The 22,880-nt window shown below is 32.5% G+C and carries 24 protein-coding genes; 11 read left to right on the forward strand and 13 right to left on the reverse strand.

The features are described 5' to 3' along the window. Positions 1-106: 106 nt before the first annotated feature. Both HNP35_RS21475 and HNP35_RS21480 read left to right on the forward strand, forming a co-directional pair. Entirely contained in the window at positions 107-499 is a 393-nt protein-coding gene (locus HNP35_RS21475) for an START-like domain-containing protein (RefSeq protein WP_184167403.1), read from the forward strand. Between the two features lie 54 nt (positions 500-553). Beyond that, positions 554-1,390: an aminotransferase class IV gene (locus HNP35_RS21480; protein ID WP_184167400.1), complete on the forward strand. Its 837-nt coding sequence runs from the start codon at positions 554-556 to the stop codon at positions 1,388-1,390. Here the strand turns inward: HNP35_RS21480 and HNP35_RS21485 are convergent. The 7 genes from HNP35_RS21485 to HNP35_RS21515 all read right to left on the reverse strand — a co-directional run bounded on the left by HNP35_RS21485 (position 1,387) and on the right by HNP35_RS21515 (position 7,933). Then, entirely contained in the window at positions 1,387-1,947 is a 561-nt protein-coding gene (locus tag HNP35_RS21485) for a YqgE/AlgH family protein (protein ID WP_184167397.1), read from the reverse strand. The genes HNP35_RS21480 and HNP35_RS21485 overlap by 4 nt on opposite strands. Before the next feature lie 128 nt (positions 1,948-2,075). Beyond that, positions 2,076-2,348 carry an HU family DNA-binding protein gene (locus HNP35_RS21490; RefSeq protein WP_008464760.1) on the reverse strand — a complete coding sequence of 91 codons (273 nt, stop codon included), beginning with the start codon at positions 2,346-2,348 and terminating at the stop codon, positions 2,076-2,078. Between the two features lie 180 nt (positions 2,349-2,528). Beyond that, on the reverse strand, positions 2,529-3,476 hold the full coding sequence (gene fmt, locus HNP35_RS21495) for a methionyl-tRNA formyltransferase (protein WP_184167394.1): 948 nt from the start codon (positions 3,474-3,476) through the stop codon (positions 2,529-2,531). Beyond that, a complete protein-coding gene (locus HNP35_RS21500; RefSeq protein WP_184167391.1) occupies positions 3,476-5,371 on the reverse strand; it encodes a RecQ family ATP-dependent DNA helicase in 1,896 nt (631 codons plus the stop codon). The genes fmt and HNP35_RS21500 overlap by 1 nt, the downstream gene beginning before the upstream one ends. A 65-nt stretch (positions 5,372-5,436) precedes the next feature. Continuing rightward, positions 5,437-5,970, reverse strand: a complete 534-nt coding sequence (locus HNP35_RS21505; protein ID WP_184167387.1) for an AAA family ATPase — start codon at positions 5,968-5,970, stop codon at positions 5,437-5,439. A gap of 423 nt (positions 5,971-6,393) precedes the next feature. Then, positions 6,394-7,005, reverse strand: a complete 612-nt coding sequence (locus HNP35_RS21510) for a hypothetical protein (protein ID WP_184167384.1) — start codon at positions 7,003-7,005, stop codon at positions 6,394-6,396. A 16-nt stretch (positions 7,006-7,021) separates the two neighbouring features. Next, positions 7,022-7,933, reverse strand: a complete 912-nt coding sequence (locus tag HNP35_RS21515; protein WP_184167381.1) for an alpha/beta hydrolase family protein — start codon at positions 7,931-7,933, stop codon at positions 7,022-7,024. A 263-nt stretch (positions 7,934-8,196) separates the two neighbouring features. Between HNP35_RS21515 and HNP35_RS21520 the strand changes: the two genes are divergently transcribed. From HNP35_RS21520 to HNP35_RS21535, 4 genes are all read left to right on the forward strand, one after another. Next, complete coding sequence (locus HNP35_RS21520; protein WP_035649758.1) at positions 8,197-8,493, forward strand: DUF493 family protein; 297 nt, start codon at positions 8,197-8,199, stop codon at positions 8,491-8,493. Between the two features lie 4 nt (positions 8,494-8,497). Beyond that, positions 8,498-9,223: a DUF4290 domain-containing protein gene (locus HNP35_RS21525; RefSeq protein ID WP_184167378.1), complete on the forward strand. Its 726-nt coding sequence runs from the start codon at positions 8,498-8,500 to the stop codon at positions 9,221-9,223. A gap of 89 nt (positions 9,224-9,312) precedes the next feature. Continuing rightward, positions 9,313-10,626 (forward strand): UDP-N-acetylglucosamine 1-carboxyvinyltransferase, encoded by a 1,314-nt coding sequence (gene murA / locus HNP35_RS21530; protein WP_091497287.1) that lies wholly within the window; start codon positions 9,313-9,315, stop codon positions 10,624-10,626. 87 nt (positions 10,627-10,713) lie between these two features. Further along, a complete protein-coding gene (locus HNP35_RS21535) occupies positions 10,714-11,592 on the forward strand; it encodes a cation diffusion facilitator family transporter (protein WP_184167375.1) in 879 nt (292 codons plus the stop codon). Positions 11,593-11,746: 154 nt separating this feature from the next. Here the strand turns inward: HNP35_RS21535 and HNP35_RS21540 are convergent, their stop codons facing one another. From HNP35_RS21540 to HNP35_RS21550, 3 genes are all read right to left on the reverse strand, one after another. Then, positions 11,747-14,236, reverse strand: coding sequence for a DUF5686 and carboxypeptidase regulatory-like domain-containing protein (locus tag HNP35_RS21540; RefSeq protein WP_184167372.1), 2,490 nt, complete (start codon positions 14,234-14,236; stop codon positions 11,747-11,749). Positions 14,237-14,407: 171 nt separating this feature from the next. Then, positions 14,408-14,821: a type II 3-dehydroquinate dehydratase gene (aroQ, locus tag HNP35_RS21545; RefSeq protein ID WP_184167369.1), complete on the reverse strand. Its 414-nt coding sequence runs from the start codon at positions 14,819-14,821 to the stop codon at positions 14,408-14,410. A gap of 113 nt (positions 14,822-14,934) precedes the next feature. After that, positions 14,935-15,492: a porin family protein gene (locus HNP35_RS21550; RefSeq protein ID WP_184167366.1), complete on the reverse strand. Its 558-nt coding sequence runs from the start codon at positions 15,490-15,492 to the stop codon at positions 14,935-14,937. Positions 15,493-15,775: 283 nt separating this feature from the next. On the opposite strand from HNP35_RS21550, the gene HNP35_RS21555 reads away from it, so the two are divergent. From HNP35_RS21555 to HNP35_RS21575, 5 genes are all read left to right on the forward strand, one after another. Continuing rightward, the gene (locus tag HNP35_RS21555) at positions 15,776-16,288 is read left to right on the forward strand and encodes a hypothetical protein (protein WP_184167363.1); all 513 of its coding nucleotides are present in this window, start codon (positions 15,776-15,778) and stop codon (positions 16,286-16,288) included. Positions 16,289-16,471: 183 nt separating this feature from the next. Further along, complete coding sequence (locus HNP35_RS21560; protein ID WP_184167360.1) at positions 16,472-17,044, forward strand: porin family protein; 573 nt, start codon at positions 16,472-16,474, stop codon at positions 17,042-17,044. 142 nt (positions 17,045-17,186) lie between these two features. Continuing rightward, entirely contained in the window at positions 17,187-17,768 is a 582-nt protein-coding gene (locus tag HNP35_RS21565; protein WP_184167358.1) for a porin family protein, read from the forward strand. Between the two features lie 104 nt (positions 17,769-17,872). Beyond that, positions 17,873-18,769: a site-specific tyrosine recombinase XerD gene (gene xerD, locus HNP35_RS21570; RefSeq protein WP_184167355.1), complete on the forward strand. Its 897-nt coding sequence runs from the start codon at positions 17,873-17,875 to the stop codon at positions 18,767-18,769. A 222-nt stretch (positions 18,770-18,991) separates the two neighbouring features. Continuing rightward, positions 18,992-20,440 (forward strand): sensor histidine kinase, encoded by a 1,449-nt coding sequence (locus HNP35_RS21575; RefSeq protein ID WP_246453636.1) that lies wholly within the window; start codon positions 18,992-18,994, stop codon positions 20,438-20,440. Between the two features lie 69 nt (positions 20,441-20,509). Here HNP35_RS21575 and rny read toward each other — a convergent pair whose 3' ends face one another. The 3 genes from rny to HNP35_RS21590 all read right to left on the reverse strand — a co-directional run bounded on the left by rny (position 20,510) and on the right by HNP35_RS21590 (position 22,868). Then, entirely contained in the window at positions 20,510-22,069 is a 1,560-nt protein-coding gene (gene rny / locus HNP35_RS21580) for a ribonuclease Y (protein WP_091497308.1), read from the reverse strand. Positions 22,070-22,278: 209 nt separating this feature from the next. Further along, positions 22,279-22,572: a cell division protein ZapA gene (locus HNP35_RS21585; RefSeq protein WP_057117751.1), complete on the reverse strand. Its 294-nt coding sequence runs from the start codon at positions 22,570-22,572 to the stop codon at positions 22,279-22,281. A 5-nt stretch (positions 22,573-22,577) separates the two neighbouring features. Further along, positions 22,578-22,868 (reverse strand): hypothetical protein, encoded by a 291-nt coding sequence (locus HNP35_RS21590; RefSeq protein WP_184167349.1) that lies wholly within the window; start codon positions 22,866-22,868, stop codon positions 22,578-22,580. Positions 22,869-22,880: the final 12 nt, after the last annotated feature.

Here is a 22,880-nt window from a genome sequence, read left to right on the forward strand (position 1 = left end):
TAATATTAAAGCACACAAGAATATTTTGAAGAAAAAAAAATATTTTTAAAAACGCATTGTTTTTGGACATATATTCTTATATTTCCAAAAAAATTAAAAGTAGCACATGGATTCAAAAATACGTTACGAAATCGAGTTTCCGATCAATTCTTCGCCGCAATTATTGTATCAATATATATCAACACCGTCAGGTTTATCAGAATGGTTTGCTGACAATGTTAATTCAAGAGGTGAGTTTTTTACATTCATTTGGAATGACTCACAAGAAAAAGCACGCTTAGCTTCAAAAAAATCTGGAGAAAAAGTTAAATTCAAATGGGTTGATGATAGCAGTAAGGATACAGAGTATTTTTTCGAATTGCACATTTTAGTTGATGAATTAACTAAAGATGTTTCGCTTATGGTTGTTGATTTTGCTGAGAAAGAAGAAATTGGCGAAGCTAAACAATTGTGGGAGAATCAAATTTCAGACCTTAAACATCTTATAGGTTCTGTTTAGTAAAAGTCTATTTTATACCTTATATTTGCCCTGAACAAAATTCAGGGTTTTTTTATGATTAATTTTAATGGAAACATAGCGCAGGAAGATAATTTGCTAACTTTAAATCGCGCTTTTTTGTATGGTGACGGAGTATTCGAAACAGTAAAAATTGTCAACGGAAAAATCTTGTTTCTTGAAGATCATTATTTTAGATTGATGGCCTCAATGCGTGTTGTTAGAATGATGATTCCTATGGATTTTACTATGGAGTATTTTGAAGAACAAATTCTTACTCTAGTAAATCAATTGAATATTGCCTCTTCAGCTAGAGCTAGAATTACCGTTTTTAGAAATGATGGAGGTATGTATCTTCCTAAAACTAATGAGATTTCGTTCTTGATAAACGCCATTTCTCTTGGAAATAAAGCTTATACTATAAATACAAACCAATACGAAGTAGATTTGTATAAAGACTTCTATGTTACAAAACAATTATTATCATCTCTTAAAACAACCAATAAGATGATTAATATAACGGGGAGTATTTTTGCAGACGAAAATGGTCTTGCCAATTGTATTTTACTGAATGATAGCAAAAATGTAGTGGAAGTGCTTCAGGGAAATATTTTTATGGTTTCTGGAAATAAACTTATTACGCCTCCAGTTTCAGAAGGAGCTTTAAACGGAATAATGCGTAAGCAAATTTTAGCTTTAGCTAAGAAGATAGAAGGCATAGAAGTTTCAGAAGAAATAATTTCACCATTTGATCTTCAAAAAGCTGATGAATTATTCCTGACTAATGTAATCACAGGGATACAGCCGATAACTAAATATCGAAAAAAAGATTTTACAGCGAATCTGGCTCATTTACTGGTGCAGAAACTTAACGAATCCATTTCTGAAAATTAATTCAGATATGGATTTTCGGGTGCATTTGACCATATAAGATAATCACCGCCAAGTTCAATAATCTGCTCCTTCCAAAAGTGAGTAGTAGATTTTCCAATAATTTTATTTTTATAATTATTATCAGCAATGATCCAGGAGTTTCCTTGCATTTCATTTTCAAGCTGATTCTCGTCCCAACCTGTGTAGCCTAAGAAAAAACGAATATTATTTTTGCTAATGGCTCCACTGTTTATAAGGTCTTTCGTAGACTCAAAATCACCTCCCCAATAAATTCCGTTTGAAATCTCCACACTGTTCGGGATTAAATCTGGAATATTATGAATAAAATAAAGGTTGTCTTGTTCTACAGGTCCTCCGTTGTATATCTTAAAGTTGGCTTCAATTTCAGGTATTAAGTCATTAATGGTATATTTTAATGGCTTATTAATTATAAAACCTATTGATCCTTCTTTGTTATGGTCTGCTAATAAAATTACCGATCTGTTAAAAGATAAATCTCCAATTATTGAAGGCTCGGCAATAAGCAGGTGTCCTTTTTTTAATTTTTCTGAAATCATACGGTTACAATTTTTATTAAATTTAGTTATAAAAAAATTAATATCACAAAAAAAATCGTTAAACCGCATAAAAAAACCTTCCATAAGGAAGGTTTTAATTATATTATAAGTTTAGAGAACTTTCTTACTTAGTTCACTGCACCTTCTAATTCAGCTCCAGCTTTGAATTTTACAACGTTTTTAGCTGCGATCTTAATAGTTTTTCCTGTTTGTGGGTTTCTTCCATCTCTTGCCGCTCTTGAAGAAACTGACCAAGATCCAAATCCTACTAATGAAACTCTTCCTCCTTTTTTCAAAGTAGTTCCTACATTACCTAAAAATGACTCTAAAGCTAATTTCGCCGCAGCTTTTGTGATTCCTGCATCAGCAGCGATAGCATCGATTAATTCTGATTTGTTCATAATAATTAGTTATTAATTGTTGGTTAAAAAAAATTGTTAATACACAAATTTAGTAGGAAATCCGTTGCGTGCAAGTGTTTTCTTTAATTTTAGCAAAAATTGTTAATAACTTGCTTTTTTTGTTCATAAAGAGTGTTGTTCATCGATGAAACCCATGTGCAAACCCCTGTTTTACTGACATTAATACACTTTTGCAACCTCGGAAAAGCTAACTCCATTTAATATTTCGGAAGCTAGCATTCTCTTTTTTCCCGGAAATTGTAGACTTAATAACTGAATAAACCCGTCTTTTATTGCAATCTTGATTTCTTTTTTACTGCTAATCAGTTTTCCGATCTCGTAAGAATGTGATTCTGAGACTAGTTTTGCTTCGTAAATTTTAATGTTTAATTCCTCATTTTGATCTTTTAAGAAACACCATGACGCAGGGTACGGACTTAAACCACGAATCAAATTATTGATTTCTGCTCCAGATTTTGTCCAATCTATTTTGCAGTTTTCTTTGTTTAATTTGTAAGCAGTTTTAATATCGTCATGATCTTCCTGGATAGTGGTAGTTACATTTCCGTTTTCAATAACCTTTAAAGTGTCAATTACTGTGGTGCTTCCTAAATGCATTAATCTATCGTGCAATTGACCTGCAGTTTCTTCTGGTTCTATTGCGATTTCAGAATTTAAAATCATCGCGCCAGTGTCAATTTTATCATCAATAAAGAAAGTCGTAACACCAGTTTTAGTCTCTCCATTAATAATAGCCCAGTTAATTGGCGCAGCACCACGATAATTTGGCAGTAATGAAGCGTGAAGATTGAATGTCCCTAAAGTTGGCATTTCCCAAACTACTTTTGGCAGCATTCTAAAGGCAACTACAATTTGTAAATTGGCATTTAAGGCTTTTAATTCTGCTAAGAAATTCTCGTCTTTTAAATTGGTTGGCTGTAATAAAGTAAGATTGTTAGCCAATGCATATTCTTTTACAGCTGAATATTTTATTTTTTGTCCGCGTCCTGCAGGTTTGTCTGCAGCTGTAATAACGCCGACAACTTCGTAGTTGTTTTTAAGTATGGTATCCAAAATGCCAACGGCAAATTCTGGCGTTCCCATAAAAATAATTCTCAATTTCTCCATTATGATTTTAAAGTGTATTTATTATTCGCTTGTATAATGATATGATTGTTTTCGAGTAATTCCTGAAGAACCGAAATAATGTCTTTCGCATCCATTTTTATTTGGTTTTCAATTTCTCTCGAAGTTAAAGAAGCTGTTTTTAGTAAAGATAAAATCTTGTCAGCAATAGAATCGGCTTCGGTTATTTTTCCTTTTTGTGTAATGCAATACGAGCAAATACCGCAATTTTCTTTGGTTTCTTCACCAAAATAATCCAGAACCAATCTGTTTTTGCAAGATTTAGTGTCTTTTATATAATGTAAAACAGACAGAAGCTGTTCTTTTTTAACTAGATTTTGTTTTTCTAAATATTTTGAAACTCTATTAATGGTGAGATCGTCTTCGCGGATTTCGTTAAATAATATGGTAGCGTCGTTATTTTTAGATTTGTATTCTATGATTTCTTTTTCTTTCAGTTTTTCTAAAAGAGCAATAACTTGTTCTTCCGATCGATTTGATTTTTTAGCAATTAAGGCCAAATTTAGATTAGTTTTTACTTCATAAACGCCAGGATAAGTTCTTAAAATCGCTAAAATAATTTCCTCATCACTAGAATTTAAACTCATATATCGAATCACTTCTTTCGATTCGATTATAAACTGAATATTGATTTTCTCTGAAAATTCCTGAGACATTGTAATAATTCCCTGTTGATTTAAAAACTGTAATGCATTATAAGTTTTTACAGTAGGGAAGTCATATTTGTTGCAGAAATGATTCATTTTGAATGAAAAAGATTCGTCTAAACCTTCTCCGTAAGCAATTTGAAAATAATTACAGAGTTTGACATACATGGTTTTTAAAAACTTCTTATCTGGAAGAATATTGATAAATTGCTGTTCTGTCTGAATGGCATCTGAATTATTATAAAGCAAAACCGAAAAAGCTTTAGCTCCATTTCGCCCCGCTCGTCCAGATTCTTGATAATAGTTTTCTAAGTTTTCTGGAAGTTGGGTATGAATAACCGTTTTTACATTGTCCTTGTCAATTCCCATTCCGAAAGCATTTGTAGCCACGATAACTTGCGCTTGCTCCGACATCCACAATTCCATGTTTTTGTCTTTTTCTTTTGTAGAAAGTCCACCGTGGTAATAAGTTGCGGTAAATCCAAGAGATTGTAATTGCGAAGAAATATTCAAACAAGCCTTTCTGTTTCGAACATAAATAATAGAAGGCTGTGGGTTTTTTTTGAGAATCTGTTCGGTTCTATATAATTTGTCTTCCACTTCAAAAACCATATAAGCAATATTCTTACGTTCAAAAGATTGCTGAAAATGTCTCGGATTTTTTAATTCTAACTGCGTTCGAATATCTTCAATAACTCTCGGAGTTGCTGTAGCGGTTAAAGCTAAAAAAGGAATCTTTGGAAAAAACTTTTTGAGTTCAGAAATCTTAAGGTATGCAGGTCTGAAATCATGCCCCCATTGCGAAACACAATGTGCTTCATCAATAGCAATTAAATTGATGGGTAAATTTTTAATGCGTTCTACAATCCAGTCCGATTGCAAACGTTCTGGCGAAAGATATAAGAATTTGTAATTTCCGTATTGGCAATTATCCAAAAGATCAATTAATTCTTCGGTATGAATTCCGCCGGTAAGCGCAATTGCTTTAATATCTCTTTTCTGGAGATTCATTACTTGATCTTTTATCAAGGCAATTAAAGGAGAAATTACAAGACAAATTCCATCTTGCATCATGGCGGGAACTTGAAAACAAATTGATTTTCCGCCACCTGTCGGAAGTACAGCAAAAGTATCCTGTCCTTCAAGAACAGAATCGATAATTTCTTTTTGCAAAGGTCTAAAACTGTCGTGTTTCCAGTATTTTAGAAGAATATCCTGCGCTCCAAGCATTGCGTTAGTTTTAAAGTTAAAAATCTAGAAAATAGTTCTTTGTTTTGCAACTTTAAAACCTTTCGCTAAATTTTGTCTAAGATATAAAGAATTCTGTTTTCAACCGTATCTTTTGGAACCTCAATCAGTTCGTAACCATATTTTTTATAGGTTTCAACAAGATGTTCCTGAATTTTAACTGCCTGCTCAAAATTTTCATAGCGTTCTGCATCACTTTGGTAAATTTCTTCCCAAGGCGGCAGAATAAAAGTCTTAGTATATTTATAGTCTTCACAAGCTTTCGTGAAATTTTCTGGATATTCATCGCCAATATAATCCATATAAGCCACAACATCAGGAATTCCTCTATCAATAAAAACTACATTGTCAGGTTCGTTAAGAGCATTTTTATATTGCTCAATGCGTCCTTCCAAAAGCATTTCGCTAAACAAAAGAGGCTGTTCTAAGAACAATTGTTCGATGCCTTCTTGTTGCGCTTTCATGGTAACCTGTCTTGAGATTTCAGGATAGCAACAAAAGCCACGAGCTACCAATTCGTTAATAAGTGTTGATTTTCCAGTACCAGGTCCGCCAAGCAGGACTATAATTTCTTTTTGCACTATTCTAAAAATAAAGGGCAAATTTACCTAAACTTATTCGTAATTAAAAAGAATTTTTACTAGAAGCGAAAGATTTGGCATTTTTTGCAGTCATGGGTTCCTGCTGTCCGCTACAATCTTTTGCTTTTTAAAGGAAAAAGCAAAAGGATTTCCGCTTCCATCAGGGCTAGAGGAGATGCATGGTTTTGTTTTTGGGAAAAAAAAGAAAGTCCCAGAGGGACGAAATATTTATAGAAAAAATGAACGTTATAAAAAAAGCTCCAGCGGAGCGACATATTTTGAACTATTTATATGTCGCTCCGCTGGAGCTTTTTGATGCTGGGGAATTGTATTTGCTATAAATATTTTGCTCCTCTGGAGCATTTTTTGTTTGGATTGCTGTTGGTTTTAACCAACAGGTTTAAATGATTTTAGATCTTGGCTTTAGCTAAATATTTGCCACCATTTCTTTTTGGTCTCGGTTTCAATTGTTCTGGGATTGAATTCTAATTCCTTTCCATTGAAATCAAGAACATATTCATTTGACTCGAAATCAAATAATCTTATAAAATGATTTTCTATGGTAAATTCATTCTTTCCTTCAGGATTTATCCATATGTCTAGTCCTCCAAAACGCCATATGATTTCTCCTTCTTTTGTAATTCGGAATATTTCTAATTCTCCGTGAATTACAAAATCTTCTTCTAGTTTATGAATGTGAAAATTGGTAAATTGATCAAATTCTTTTCTCCAAATTATTTCTAATGAGGGAATTTCTAAACAGTAAATTTTATTAGAAACTATAATCCATATTTTATCATTTTCTATAATGAAAGAATTGTCAAATATTTCAGTAGCTCCATTAGTTTCACATATTAATACGCTTGCAATCTCAATTCCATGTTCTTTAATAATGATTGCATGTTTACTGCTTGGGCGAAATTCATTTTCTTCAAAATAAGTTTTTTGATATTGACGTAAATTATAGGTCGAATTCAAATTGTAATTTTTGTCATCAATAACTTCAATCTCGAAATTTTTATAATCAACTTTCATTATTTTAATTTAAAAATTACTCGCAAAAAGAATACTTCCCAGAACCTTTCCCTTTTTTAGAAGACTGAATCAAATGCGACTCAAATTTCTTCCCATTCAAAACATCATTCACAAAATCTAAAACATATTGTTGTCCTTCATGGAAAAGATAACCTGAGAATTCATGTCCGCCACCGCAAAAAGTAATCAGTTCAATGTCTTTATTTAAATCTTTCATTTGGTTGTATACTGCATAAGAACCAAAAAGAATCAGCCAACCCGAAGCATTTGTTGGGCAAGAACGATGCGAACCCGCGCTGTATGGAACCGTGTCGTCATTACTTCCGTGCGCCAACAACATCGGAATCGCTTTTTCTTTTGTAATCAAATTAATATCCTGAATCGCTCCCGAACCTCCAATGAAACCTTTGTATTTAAAGTTTTCGGGTAAATTGCTTTTGTAAAGATTCATCAGTTTATAATCCCAAAAAGAAGCATGAAAACCAATTTCGGCACCTGCACTGATTCCGGAAATAAAGATTTTTGAAGTATCTAAATTGTATTTATCGGCATTTTCGATTAAAAAAGCAGTTGCCTGCCACATATCGCTCACGCCAATTCTGATGGCTTTTATCTTTTCGGTTAAAGTTCCTTTGCATCCAAAATCTTTTCCTTTCATGTATAAACTGTACGAAATGCTCGCAACGGCATAGCCATTTTGAGACATGAATTTCCCAAAGTCTTTCTCACTTGTACGTTCTCCACCAGAAAATCCACCGCCAAAAGCAAACATGATCAACGGAATTTTTTCATTAGCTTTTTTCTTTGGCAGATATAAATCTAAATCTAGTTTTAAAGTGTCATTTTGGAAATACGTTAAGGTTTTGACTTCTTGTGCTTGAATTGAATTTAGCGTAAGAACGATAAAAAGTAAAAGGAGTTTTTTCATTGGAATGTTTTTTAATCTCGCGAAGTCGCGAAGTCGCAAAGTTTTTTTTGCCACGAATTTCACGAATTTTCGCTAATTTTTATTTTTTTGATTCGCCAAGTTACTTAAAATTGATGAAATTGAATTTTAGGATTGAATAATTTGTGTTAATTAGCGTAATTCGTGGCAAAAAAACATCGTTATTTTTAGAGTCAAAAAATCTAAAATCTAAAATCTGAAATCTGAAATCAAAACCGTATATTTGCGTTTATTTTTAATTACGAATGGAGAACGATAAAGAAAAAAATACAGCCGAATTTTACGAAAGATTAAAATTAGAGCTTGATAACGCAAATACTTGGCCAGCAGAATATTTATACAAATTTATTGTGCCTTCTGTAGCCGATAATGTAGAGCGTGTCGAAAAAGCTTTTGATAGAATGGGTGCTGTTATTAAAACAACAAAGTCAAAAACGGGTAAATTTACCAGTGTTTCTGTAGATGTTACAATGCACAGCTCAGACGATGTGATTAGCAAATACAAAGAAGTTTCTACAATTGAAGGTATAGTTTCATTATAGACTTATGATCGAAAAATATAAAAGAGAAGCCGCAAGCGATGTTGTCTATAATTTAGAATATAATTCTGAAAGACAGCGTTTAATTATTCCAGAATATGGTCGTCATTTACAAAAATTGATCGATCAGGCAACTGCAATCGAAGATGATGAAACGCGCAATAAAGCAGCGAAATACATCATTCAGGTTATGGGAAGTTTGAATCCGCATTTGCGTGATGTTCCAGATTTTCAGCATAAACTTTGGGATCAGCTTTTTATTATGTCTGATTTTAAACTGAATGTAGATTCACCATATCCAATTCCGTCAAGAGAAGTTTTGGAGTTAAAACCTGATGCTTTACAATATCCTCAGAATTTTCCAAAATACAGATTTTATGGAAACAACATCAAATATATGATTGATGTTGCGAACAAGTGGGAGGAAGGAGAAATGAAAAATGCTTTGGTAATGGTTATTGCCAATCACATGAAAAAATCTTTCTTAAGTTGGAATAAAGACACCGTAAAAGATGACGTTATTTTTGAGCATTTGTATGAGTTGTCTGGAGGAAAGATCAATTTATTGCAAAGTACAGAAGAGTTGTTAAACACGACAGATTTAATGCGTACCAATAAACGTATGTCTAATAAAACTGCTTCTGGAGCTCAGCCAAAAAATCAGAATAACAAAAACAATAACAATAAAGGCGGTCAAAAAAAGACGTTTCAAAAAAATAATAATCAGAAATAAAAAGGGGCTAAGATACTAAGGAACTAAGATGCTAAGATTTTTAGCTTAGAACCTCAGAATCTCAGAACCTTAGAACCTAAACAAGATCTATGGGAATTTTTAAAATCGAAGGAGGAACTCCTTTAAAAGGAGAAATCACTCCGCAAGGAGCAAAAAATGAGGCATTACAAATTTTATGTGCCGTGCTTCTAACAGGAGAGAAAGTAAAAATTAATAACATTCCTGATATTATAGACATCAATAAATTAATCACTTTGTTGGGGAATTTAGGGGTAAAAATTCAACGCAACGAGCCAGGTTCAATTACTTTTCAAGCTGACGAAGTGAATGTTGGATATTTAGAAACAGAAGCTTTCAAAAAAGAAGGTGGAGCGCTTCGTGGTTCTATTATGATTGTTGGACCGCTTTTGGCTCGTTTCGGAAAAGGATATATTCCAAAACCTGGAGGAGATAAAATTGGCCGTCGTAGATTAGATACTCACTTTGAAGGTTTTATTAACCTTGGAGCAAAATTCAGATATAATAGAGAAGATCACTTTTACGGAGTAGAATCTCCAGAAGAAGGATTACAAGGAACAGATATGCTTCTTGACGAAGCTTCTGTAACTGGAACTGCAAACATTGTAATGGCCGCCGTTTTAGCAAAAGGAAAAACTACAGTTTACAACGCTGCTTGTGAGCCATATTTACAGCAATTGTGTAAAATGTTGAACTCAATGGGAGCAAAAATCACTGGAGTTGGTTCAAACTTGTTGACTATTGAAGGTGTTGAAAGCCTTGGCGGATGCGAGCACAGAATTCTTCCAGATATGATTGAAATTGGTTCTTGGATTGGTCTTGCGGCTATGACAAAAAGCGAAATCACAATCAAAAATGTTAGCTGGGAGAATTTAGGTTTGATTCCGAATACTTTTAGAAAACTTGGAATTACAATCGAAAAACGTAACGACGATATTTACATTCCTGCTCACAAAGACGGATACGAAGTAAAGACAGATATCGACGGTTCTATCTTAACTATTGCCGATGCACCTTGGCCAGGATTTACACCTGACTTGTTAAGTATCGTTTTAGTTGTGGCAACTCAAGCAAAAGGAGATGTTTTAATTCACCAAAAAATGTTTGAAAGTCGTTTATTCTTCGTGGATAAATTAATCGATATGGGAGCAAAAATTATGTTATGTGACCCGCATAGAGCTGTGGTTATGGGACATAATTTCGAATCTCAATTGAAAGCAACAACAATGTCTTCTCCTGATATTCGTGCAGGAATCTCATTATTGATTGCGGCGCTTTCTGCAAAAGGAACAAGTACAATCCAAAATATTGAGCAAATCGATCGCGGATACGAGCGTATCGACGAGCGTTTAAGAGCAATCGGTGCAAAAATCGTAAGAGCTTAAAAAGTTGATAGCCACGAATTCACGAATTATTTTTTATAATCTTTGAAAATAAAAATTCGTGAATTCGTGGCGAAAAAAATAGTCTGAATGACAAACGAACAAAAAGCTGTAAAAGCTACTATTTTTAGTATAATAGGAAACACCTGCCTGGCCCTTGTAAAAGGTCTCGCAGGTTTTTTTGGCAATTCTTATGCCTTGATTGCAGACGCGATTGAATCGACTACAGACATATTTTCGTCTTGTTTGGTTTTGTTTGGAATCAAATACTCAAATAAACCTGCAGATGAAAATCATCCGTATGGGCATGGTCGCGCAGAACCTTTAATTACATTTTTAGTTGTTGGATTTTTAATCACTTCAGCCACTATTATTGGTTACGAAAGTATTGCCAATATTGGAACTTCGCACGATTTGCCAAAATCATGGACTTTATATGTTTTGGGAGCAATCATTATTTGGAAAGAATATTCTTTTCGTTTGGTAATGAAACGAAGCAAGCAAACTAATAGTTCTTCTTTAGCGGCTGATGCGTGGCATCATAGAAGTGATGCGATAACTTCTGTCGCAGCTTTTATTGGTATTACAGTTGCTTTGGTTATGGGAAAAGGCTACGAATCGGCAGATGATTGGGCTGCTCTTTTCGCAGCGTTTTTTATTCTTTATAACAGTTATAAAATTTTCAGACCAGCGCTTGGCGAAATCATGGATGAAAATTTAAATGATGATTTAGTAGAAGAAATTAGAGTTGTTGCTTTAAAAGTCCCAGGAATTCTAGGAACAGAAAAGTGTTTTATTCGTAAAGCAGGAATGCGTTATCACGTAGATTTACACGCTATTGTTTCGGCTAAAATTTCGGTAAAAGAAGGGCATGATTTATCTCATAAATTACAAGATACTTTAAAAGAACAAATTCCGCAGTTAGGAAATGTTTTGATTCATATAGAGCCAGATGATTATCATTGTTAAAAGTTGCTAAGGTTCTGAGGTACTAAGATTCTAAGTTTTTTTTCATACGGATTGAAATAGATTTTAACACTAATTAATCTTTGTCAAAGTTTTAAACTTTGACAAAGAGAAAACTTAGCATCTTAGTATCTCAGAACCTTAGTCCCTTAGCATCTTACTCCAACGCATTCAAAATCTTAACTCCAAATACGACACCATTTTGCTGAATTCCTCCTTTATAAGAATGTACATAATCTACGCGGAATAATTTAAATTTTCCGAAACCTAAATTATCTAATCCAACAGTAAATTCAGAATAAGGTTTTCTGTCTGGAATTGCCAAAGCATGAAACCCAAGGTTTAAAGTCGATTTTAAAAGATTTAAAAGTGGAATTTTATTCATAATGAAACCAGTGTCATTGTATTCTGAATGTAATTCAAAATAGCTGTCATTGGTGCTGTTTGAATAATAAGGCATCAGATTAAACACATTTAAATATCTGTCGCTTGTTCCGATATGGGTTTGGTTTCCATTAAAATGTCTGTAATCTATAAAAGAGATATTTTCTGCATTAAAGAATTTTCCGGCTCTAAAATTAGTTCCTAAAACACCTTTGTTATTTAATGACAAATCGTATTGTACAGAGGCACCGATTCTTTCATATTCATATTTTTTTTCGCTTGCCGCGAAAGCTTTTTCGAACGCTAAATAAATCGTCGGATATTTGTCGTCTTTGAAATTATATCTTCCATCTGGTCTTGAAATGTATTTATTGCCAAAGTTGATTCTTGTCGTTATAAGCGCTTTAAATAAATGATGCTGATTAAAAGCAGGTGTTGTAAAATCATTTGGCGCTAAAGGATTATTGGAGCTATACAAATCATCTTTTTTAAAGAAAGAGTAATCGGTTGTATTAAAAAGAGGTTTACGCTGCTCGTAGCCGATTCTTCCAGTTAGACTAATCCCGTTTGCAATGTCTTGACCGTAATTGATTTGAGCAAACTCCAAATTATACAGTTTCATATAATTGTCTTTGAAGAATAAAGAACTAATCGAGTTGACAAATTTAGTAATTGGTTCAGCATTGTTGAATTGAGTTGTTTTAGTTCCTCCAGAAGCCCAAATTGTAGCATAATTAATATTGTTAAAACGATGGCTAAATTCTCCGATTACGCGGAAACGTTCATCTGAAAAACCATAATTAAATGTTGTGCTAATCGAAGTGCTTTTGCCATTTTCATCATTCCATTTTCTAAAAGAAAAACCAGAATCTAAATTGAATCCTTGAACAGTGTTGAAACTTAAAGAAGAAATATTCAACAACCCTTTATATTCGAAAGAATATTTCTCGAAGGTGTTTTTATAATCGTAACCCATTAAAATATCCCAAACTTTAAACTTATTGTTTTTCGCATCAATGGAATCGGTATATTTTTTTGATTTTCTAATGGTTTGCAGACTGTCCTTTTTAGCGTAATCGCTACTTTCTTCAATAGTTAAAGGAATTGGTCGAATTTCATTCCAAAAAGCGTCATCTTTTTTATTGGCATTTGCTTCAAAAGCAACAATTTCATTGCCGAAAGTTTTCTTTTCAAAAGATGTAGGAAATTCATAATTAGAATAAACATAGTTGAAATTTCCAGAAAACTTTATTCCAAAAAGTCCTGCATTAAAAGAAAGTGTTTGAGCATTTTTTGACCAGATTTTATTTTTTAGATTATAGCTGAAACTTTGTTTTAAAAACATCGATTCTGTAAATTCATTTTTCATTCTATAGCCTTTAATTTCAAAATCGATCGCGTAAATAGCAAAACTATCATCTACAATATAGATGTAGCCTTCAAAAACCGGTTCTTTGTCGCGTTTCGGAATTACTTTAATTTTATAAATCTGCTGTTTGTTATCATCATAAAAAGAACTTTCTAACTTATATTTATAATAACTGAAAGCATTATCAGCGATCGGGGAAATCATTTTGACATCAAAATCTAAAGTATTGTCATAAAAATCATAAGTTGACAATGCAGCAGTATTATAACTGTAACCTCGATTGTTTCCAGAAATTTTCGAGGCAATAATTTTTTCTTTTAGTTTGGATGGTTTTTCAAAAGTAACTTTAGAAATAGTTTCAGATAAATATAAAATTCCTGTTCCTGTAGAATCCAAATTAGAAGCCATATCTGGCCCAAGATCTACTTTCTGTCCAAGAATTTTTTTTGGAAGATCTTTTACTTTAAACATTCCTTTCGAATAAAAATCGGCTGTGTAACGCGCTGTTTTATCTGAGTTTTCTTTTTTATTCGCAATTGCATTTTTGATAATCGCATTTGCAGGATTGTTTTTAGGATCTATAATTACTTCGTTTAGAGCAAAACTTTCTTCTTGAAGTTTAACGTCCAATGTGATTGTTTTACTTCCTGAAGCAACGGTTAATTTTTGAGTTTTAAAACCTAAATATTGAAAAACAATCTTGTTTTTACCAATTTCTTTTACATTCAGCTGATATTTTCCTTGTTCATTTGAAGTAGTTCCAGCGTAAGTGTTTTCTTCAAACACAGATACAAAAGGAAGTGGATTTCCTTTGTCGTCTGTGATAGTCCCTTTGATCTGTGCAAAGTTTGAAATCGAAAAAAATAGAAAGGCAAATAAAGTAAAGTTTCTCATGTAAGTGTGGTATATCTTACAAAAATAGAATAAGTTAAATCTGAGCCTATTAATAATTTGTTAAATTCTGTGAGAGGCTAATGACTAATTTTTTTGAGTCCAATTTATCGCGCTAATTGAAGTTGAAGTGCATTATAAAAACTTCAACTTCAATTCAGATGAAAATTTTTTTTATAAAAAAGACTGTATAGCCAATTCGTAACTTTTAAGTCCGAAACCTAAAATAACACCTTTTGCGTTTCCAGACAAATACGACTGATGTCTGAAACTTTCGCGTGCATATGTATTCGAAATATGAACTTCAATTACTGGAGTTGTTACAGCTTTCATAGCATCTCCTAAACCAATTGAAGTATGAGTGTATGCACCAGCATTCAAAATAATTCCATCAAATGAAAAACCTACTTCCTGAATTTTACCAATCAATTCACCTTCAATATTGCTTTGATAATATGAAAGTTCAATGTTTGGGAATTTTTGTTTCAACGTTTCAAAATAATCTTCAAAAGTTTCGCTTCCATAAACTTCAGGTTCGCGTTTTCCTAAGAGATTCAAATTAGGTCCGTTGATAATGCAGATTTTCATATTTAAGTTATTTATGTTGAAATATTGACATTGCAAATGTCATTGAATGTTGTAAAAATAAAAAAACCGCTCTAATTAATAGAACGGTTTTTATAAAAGTATGTGATATTCTTTTAGAACATGAATCCAGCAGAAAGTTGAACTACAGAGTTTTTAATGTCAGCAGTTTTTGAAGCTTCTGTTAATCCTAATCCATAACGTGCTTGAACGAATAAGCCTTCTGTAATTTTTAAACCTAAACCAGCATTTAGACCAAAATCAAATGTTTCTGCATTTTTAACATCAAAATCATTTTTTTCGCTTAATAAGAAAGAAGCTTGAGGACCTACTTCTAAACTTACAGATTTTGTTAAGTAGAATTTTGCCATAACTGGGATAGATAAATACCCTAATTTATTTTTAAATTCTTGACCAGCTTCTTTATAATTTGCTCCTTGAGTTGAGTATAAAAGCTCTGGCTGAATAGAAAATTTTTCTAATAATTTTAATTCAGCAACAAGACCAGCATGAAAGCTTGTAATACCTTCTTTGTCAAAATCTTGTTCTGGAAATGCATCTCCAGTTTGACTTGCAAAGTTTACCCCCGCTTTAACCCCTAATTTTAAAAATTGTGCATTCATTGTTGCTGATGTTGCTAAGAACAATACAGCGGCTACAATTATTTTTTTCATAAAAATGTTTTTTAAATTTTTGGTATTTAAATGTTATTCTAAAGTTCAAAACTACATATTTAGCATTTTATTGCCTTATATTTTAGATTAAATAATTAATAAAATTCCCACTATAATGTGTTTTTTAGGTAGTTTAACGAGGCTTTTTGCAGTTATACTCTTGATTTTCAGTTTTGTTTTTGATGTTTTTTCTCTGTCTTATTTTGTTGTTTTTTGGGCTTATTATGGAGTTTTTCTTGTAAGTCTAATCTTATTTTTGGCATTCGTAATTAAAAAAATAAACATGAAAAAAGTAATTTTAGCTGCTATCGCAGTAATGGGTTTTACATTTGCAAATGCTCAGGAACAAACGGCAAAAGGGAAATGGTTAATTGAGGCTAATACAGGATTTGGAGGGGATACTAACACTGGTAATACTAGTTTTCAGTTATATTCTTCTGATGGAGAAAGTTCATGGAGTATTGGTGCTGAAGGAGGTTATTTCGTAGCTGATAATTTAGCTGTAAAGTTAGGTATGGGGTACAATGACTTTGGTCATAGCTCAAATGCATTTTCTTACAAAGTTGGTGCTAAATATTATTTATTAAATAAATTCCCTCTTGAAGCTTCTTACACTGGTGCTAGTATTAAAGATGCAAATGAAAACCCTTCTTATTTAGGTTTGCAAGCAGGTTATGCTTGGTTCGTTTCAAAAAATATTTCTATTGAGCCAGGTCTGCGCTATAATGTTACTTTAAATGAAGATTATGGTAAAGATGTTTTTCAATTAAATGTTGGATTTGCATTACACTTCTAAATTATTTGGTTAATAATAGTGTTTTTTTTCGGAGCCTTTCCTTTTATTAGGAAAGGCTTTTTGTTTGCGGGAGAAAAGGTGTTCTTATATTTATAACAATTTTTGTTAAATTGCAAGTATGTTTTTAATAAGTATAGTTTTATATTTGATATCGAAAATTAATTTAACCCAAAACAAATTAGAATGAAAAAAATAATTTTATCTGCCATTGCAATGATGGCTTTTGCATTTTCGAATGCTCAGGAGACTAGATTTGGAGTAAAAGGAGGACTTAACATTTCAACATTAACTGGAGATGTTTCTGATAATAAATCATTAATAGGTTTTCATGTTGGTGGTTTTGCAGAAATTAAAGTAATTGAAAGATTGGCAATTCAGCCAGAGCTTTTGTATTCTACACAAGGTTCAAAATTTAAATATGGAGCTCCAGATGTTAAGATGGATTACATTAATATACCCGTTTTGGCTAAGTTTTATATTACAAAACAATTTACTGTAGAAGCTGGTCCTCAGATTGGTTTCTTAGTTTCAGCCAAACAAAACGGTTATGATAATTTTAAAGACGATTTAAAATCTGTTGATTTAGGTTTTAATTTTGGTGCTGGTTATAATTTTACAGATAATCTTTCTGCGGGAATACGTTATACAGTGGGTATTTCGAATATTGATGATACTGAATTTGATAATGTTGAAGATTATTACGATTACAGTATTAGAAATGGTAACCTTGCATTGTCTTTAGCTTACAAATTCTAATAAGGATTTTAAAAAAATATAAAAAGCCTTCCTTAAACAAGGAGGCTTTTTTGTTTATATAATATTTTTATTATTAAAATAAAAATCAATATATCGCAAGTATGTTTTTATATTTGGCAAACAAATTTAACCTTAAGACGTAATGAAAAAAAATATTTTATCTGCTCTTTTAGTTATGGCATTTGGTTTTGCAAATGCTCAAGGAACCGGAAGTAGATTTGGAATTAAAGCAGGTGTTAATTTTCCAAATACCTCTAGTGATTTCCATGAAAATGAAAATTTAATAGGGTATCAAGTGGGTATTTTTTCGGAAATTAAGACAGATGAAAGATTCGGTATTCAGCCTGAATTGATATACTCAACTCACAAAGTGGAAAATAAATTTATCAAAGAAGGTATAGCGTACAATAATGACGTTAAATTGAGCTATTTAAATTTACCAATTTTGGCTAAATATTTTGTCACCCAAGGGTTAAGCGTTCAAGCTGGTCCGCAAATTGGGTTTTTAATGAAAGCTGAAGAAAATGGTATAAATATTACGGATCATGTTAAGACTATTGATCTTGGTTTGAGTTTTGGTTTAGGTTATAATTTTCTGCAGGATTGTTCGGTAGATCTTCGTTATAACTTAGGTTTGTCAAATCCTATAGATTTTCATGTTGGAGATGAAAATTATAAAATTAAAAACAGTCTATTTTCTTTGGTTCTGGGATATAAATTATAAATTCAATATTTAATATTGTATCAACCTTTCTCTTTTGAGAAAGGTTTTTTTTAACCTTATTGTATGAGACAATTTTATGCCAAAAAATCATTTACTTTGTACATATGAATTGGAGCAGATATATAAAAGATTACCAGTCGTATTTGAGGATAGAAAGAGGTTTGTCTAAAAATACGATTGAAAACTATGGCTTCGATATTGAACGTTTATGTGTTTTTTTAGAAAATAATCAAATTGATGTTTCTCCAATAAAAATTACAGATGAAACTTTACAGCAATTTGTTTATGATGTTGCCAAAGAAGTAAATCCGAGATCACAAGCAAGAATTATTTCTGGATTAAAAAGCTTTTTTAATTATTTGGTTTTTGAGGATTACAGAAATGATAATCCGCTAGAGTTAATTGAAGCTCCGAAAACAGGACGTAAATTGCCAGATACTTTGTCTCTTGATGAAATAGATGCATTAATAGAAAGCATAGATTTAAGCACTAACGAAGGTGAACGAAATCGTGCAATGCTGGAAACTTTATACGGCTGCGGACTTCGCGTTTCGGAATTAATTACACTCAAAATTTCTGATTTATTCTTTGATGAAGGTTTTATAAAAATTACCGGAAAAGGTAATAAGGAAAGATTTGTTCCAATTGGGCCTTTAACACAAAAATATATCGATCTTTACAGAAAAGAAATTCGCACTCATCTAAATATTAAGAAAGGTGCTGAAGATACTTTGTTTCTTAATAGGAGAGGCAATCAACTAACACGTGCCATGATATTTACTATAATTAAGGATCTTGCACAGAAAATTGGATTAAAAAAAAGGATCAGTCCCCATACTCTACGCCATTCTTTTGCCACTCATTTGTTAGAAAACGGAGCAGATTTACGATCTATTCAATTAATGCTCGGACACGAATCAATCACAACCACAGAGATTTATGTTCATTTAGATCGAAGTTTTTTGAAAGAAGTAATGCATACTTTTCACCCCAGAAAATAATTTTTAGCAATTTTATATGTAATATTGCAAAAATTTATATATTGTGTTAAAATTTTGTTGTAATAAAAACAAAAGAATAAAAAGTTGTGATTTTTCTTCTTCTTTTAAAGGAAAAATCTTGAATATTTTATTTACATAAAAAAGTATAATATGGTTTTTGATTTATATGGGAATGACGATTGCTTGGAGGTAAATAATTTTTATAAAAAATTGTTGGCCGAAATGCCTGACTTACTTTTTCAATTTGTTATTGATGCTGACAATAATTATTCATTTCCCCTCGTGAGTAAATCAGCCGATGAAATATTTGAACTTACCGCTGCAGACTTTACTAATGATATAAAATTTGTGATTTATGATCGAATTTTACAGCAAGACCGCGAACGTTTTTTTCAATCATTGGTAACAGCTAGAAAAGAAATTAAGCCTTGGGATATTGAGTTTAGAGCGATTCTTCCTAAAAAAGGAATTCGTTGGTTTAAAATTTCTTCTAAAACAGAATCTGCTTTAGATGGAAATGTGATTTTTTACGGACATGTTTCAGATATTACAGACTTAAAAGACAAAGAAGAGAAGCTTCGAATATCAGAAGAACGTTTTCAGTTTGCTCTTGACGCTTCAACAGCTGGTGTTTGGGACTGGGATATGGTTACAAATAGTGTTTTTTATTCTTCATTGTCTCTTAAAATTTTAGAGTTAGAATCGACAGATATTTTTGATGATCCTGAACGTTGGGATAAAATTGTGCATCCAGATGACTTGCCGAAATATTATTCGGATATTCAAGAGCATTTTGATAACAAGATTCCTTATTATGAAAATTACCACCGTGTTATGACATCTAGTGGCAATTATAAATGGATTCTAGATCGCGGAAAAGTTATCAAGCGTGATGAAAATGGAAAACCTTTAAGGGTTATTGGAACACATACGGATGTTTCTGCTCAAAAAGAAAAAGAGCTGGAATTGATAAAAACAATGAAATTATACAGCGATCAAAACAGTCGTTTGTTGAATTTCTCGCATATCGTTTCGCATAATTTGAATACACAGGCAGGTAATATAAAGTCAATTTTAGACTTTATTGACGCCGATGTAGATAAGCAGACCGTTTCGGAAATGTTGGAGCATTTAAGAACGGTTTCAAACGATTTGAACGAAACGATTTCAAATCTTACGCAAATTGTAAAAACCCAGAGTAATATCAATATTGCTGTTGTTCCGTTAATGCTTTGTGAGTATATCGAAAAAACTATTTCAACGATTAAGGGTTACGATAAACAACGTAAAGTGACTATTGTAAATAACGTACCGAAGTATTTGACGATTAATTTTAATCCGGCCTATATGGAAAGTGTTTTGTTGAATTTTACGACCAATGCGATAAAATATGCGCATCCAGATAGAGATCCGGTTATTATTTTCGATTTTGCAATCGAACCAGAGGGATTTAAATCGCTAAAGATTACGGATAATGGTCTGGGAATCGATTTGAAGACTTATGGTGAATTGTTATTCGGAATGTATAAAACGTTTCATAAACATGAAGAAGCGCGCGGAATAGGTTTGTATATTACCAGAAATCAAATTGAAGCCATGAAAGGAACTGTTTTGGTAGAAAGTGAAGTAGGAGTGGGAACAAGTTTTAAAATTGTTTTTAATGATATGTAAAACTTGAAAGTGAATATAAAAAATAAAGGCTGTCGATTGACAGCCTTTATTTTTTATTTGAATCCCTGATTATTTAGCAATATTAACAGCTCTAGTTTCTCTAATAACTGTCACTTTCACTTGACCAGGATAAGTCATTTCTGTTTGAATTTTTTGTGAAATCTCGAAAGATAAGTTTGCTGCGTTATCATCAGAAACTTTTTCACTTTCTACAATTACACGAAGTTCTCTACCGGCTTGAATTGCATAAGCATTTTTAACACCGCTGAATCCGTAAGCTACATCTTCTAGATCTTTCAAACGCTGAATGTAAGAGTCTAAAACTTGGCGTCTTGCGCCTGGTCTTGCTCCAGAAATAGCATCACAAACTTGGATAATTGGAGAAAGTAACGATTTCATTTCAATCTCGTCGTGGTGTGCTCCAATCGCATTGCAAACTTCTTCTTTTTCACCATATTTTTCAGCCCACTGCATACCTAATAATGCGTGTGGTAAATCACTTTCTGTATCTGGCACTTTACCAATATCGTGAAGTAAACCAGCTCTTTTAGCTAATTTTACGTTTAGTCCTAATTCTGCAGCCATAATACCGCAAAGTTTAGAAACCTCTCTCGAGTGCTGTAATAAATTTTGTCCGTAAGAAGAACGGTATTTCATTCTACCCACAACTTTTATCAATTCTGGGTGTAAACCGTGAATTCCTAAGTCGATTACCGTACGTTTTCCAACTTCGATAATTTCGTCGTCAATTTGTTTTGCTGTTTTTGCAACAACTTCTTCAATTCTTGCAGGGTGAATACGTCCGTCAGTTACTAATTTATGTAAAGACAAACGAGCAATTTCTCTACGAACAGGATCAAAACAAGAAAGGATGATAGCTTCTGGTGTGTCATCAACAATGATTTCAACTCCAGTTGCTGCTTCAAGTGCTCTAATGTTACGTCCTTCACGACCGATAATTCTACCTTTTACATCGTCAGATTCAATGTTAAAAACAGAAACACAGTTTTCAACCGCTTCTTCTGTTCCAACTCTTTGAATTGTATTAATGATGATTTTCTTTGCTTCTTGCTGCGCAGTCAATTTTGCCTCTTCAATAGTTTCTTGAATATGAGACATTGCTTTCGTTTTAGCTTCAGCTTTTAACCCTTCAACTAATTGTTCTTTAGCTTCTTCTGCAGAAAGACCAGAGATTACTTCCAATTGCTGTAACTGGCTTTTGTGAAGTTTATCTACTTCAGCTTGTTTTTTGTCTAAAACTTCAATTTTATTATTGTATTCGGCAGTTTTAGCTTCAAAGTCATCGTTAACTTTTTTAGCTTTAGAAAGTTCGTTAGAAACTTGAGATTCTTTATCGCGTACACGTTTTTCTACTTCGGCAACTTTTTTATCTCGTGCTAAAATAACTTGTTCGTGTTCAGATTTAAGTTCGATAAAACGCTCTTTTGCTTGAAGAATTTTATCTTTTTTGATGTTTTCTGCTTCTAAATTAGCGTCTTTTAAAATTGAAGCTGCCTCTTTTTTAGCGTTTTTGATTAGGTTTGAAATATTACTTTTCTCGATAATTTTAGCTATCGCAAATCCTGCTGCAATACCTACAATACCAATAATGATCGTTATGATGTCCATGTTTGTTAGGGTTTATATATAAAAAAAGCCTACATTAATTGCTTGTATAAACTCGTAAAGACAAGTTTTGAGCTAACTCACTGTTCAAGTTTCCCAGCCATAAGGAGGGCATACTATAGTAGCGACGATTTGCTCATTCTAAATTGTTAGTGTTGAGTTTACCAATTGTGAACTAATGTAGGCAGTATCTTAGTTTCTGTAAAGAACGTTTAATTTTCGAGATATTGATCTAAAAGCAGGTTTAATTTTTTAATTCTCTCGATAGTCTCTTCTCCATCGATTGCGTTATCAATTTGTTTTTGTTCCACTTGCGATGCAAATTGCAGGGCGCACATGGCTAATACATCTTGTTTGTCACGAACTGCATAATTTTCTTCGAATTGCTTTATCATGGCATCAATTTTTTTAGAAGCACTTCTAAGTCCTTCTTCTTGAGCGGGTTCAACCGTTAGTGGGTAAACGCGGTCTGCAATTGATATTTTTATTTTAAGCTTTCCGTCCATAATTATTAATCTGATAATTGTGCTATACAGTAATCAATTTCGCGAATTAATGAATTTATTTTAAGCTTTGTCTCTCTCTTGTTATTGTCGCTGCCAAGTAACGAATTGGCGATCTTAAGTGTTTCATTTTGCTTTTTCAAAGCTTCCATTTCCTCAGATTGTTTCTGGATAATTTGCGCAGCTTTGGCTAATTCTAATCGTAATTCTTGATTGTTTTTCTCTAAACCTTTTGATTTTTCAAAAAGTTTATTGACTTTATATTCAAGAGTATCAATTATTTCGGCAATTACACTCATTATACATCCTAT

This window comes from Flavobacterium notoginsengisoli (genome assembly GCF_014207905.1).
GTDB classification, from domain to species: domain Bacteria; phylum Bacteroidota; class Bacteroidia; order Flavobacteriales; family Flavobacteriaceae; genus Flavobacterium; species Flavobacterium notoginsengisoli_A.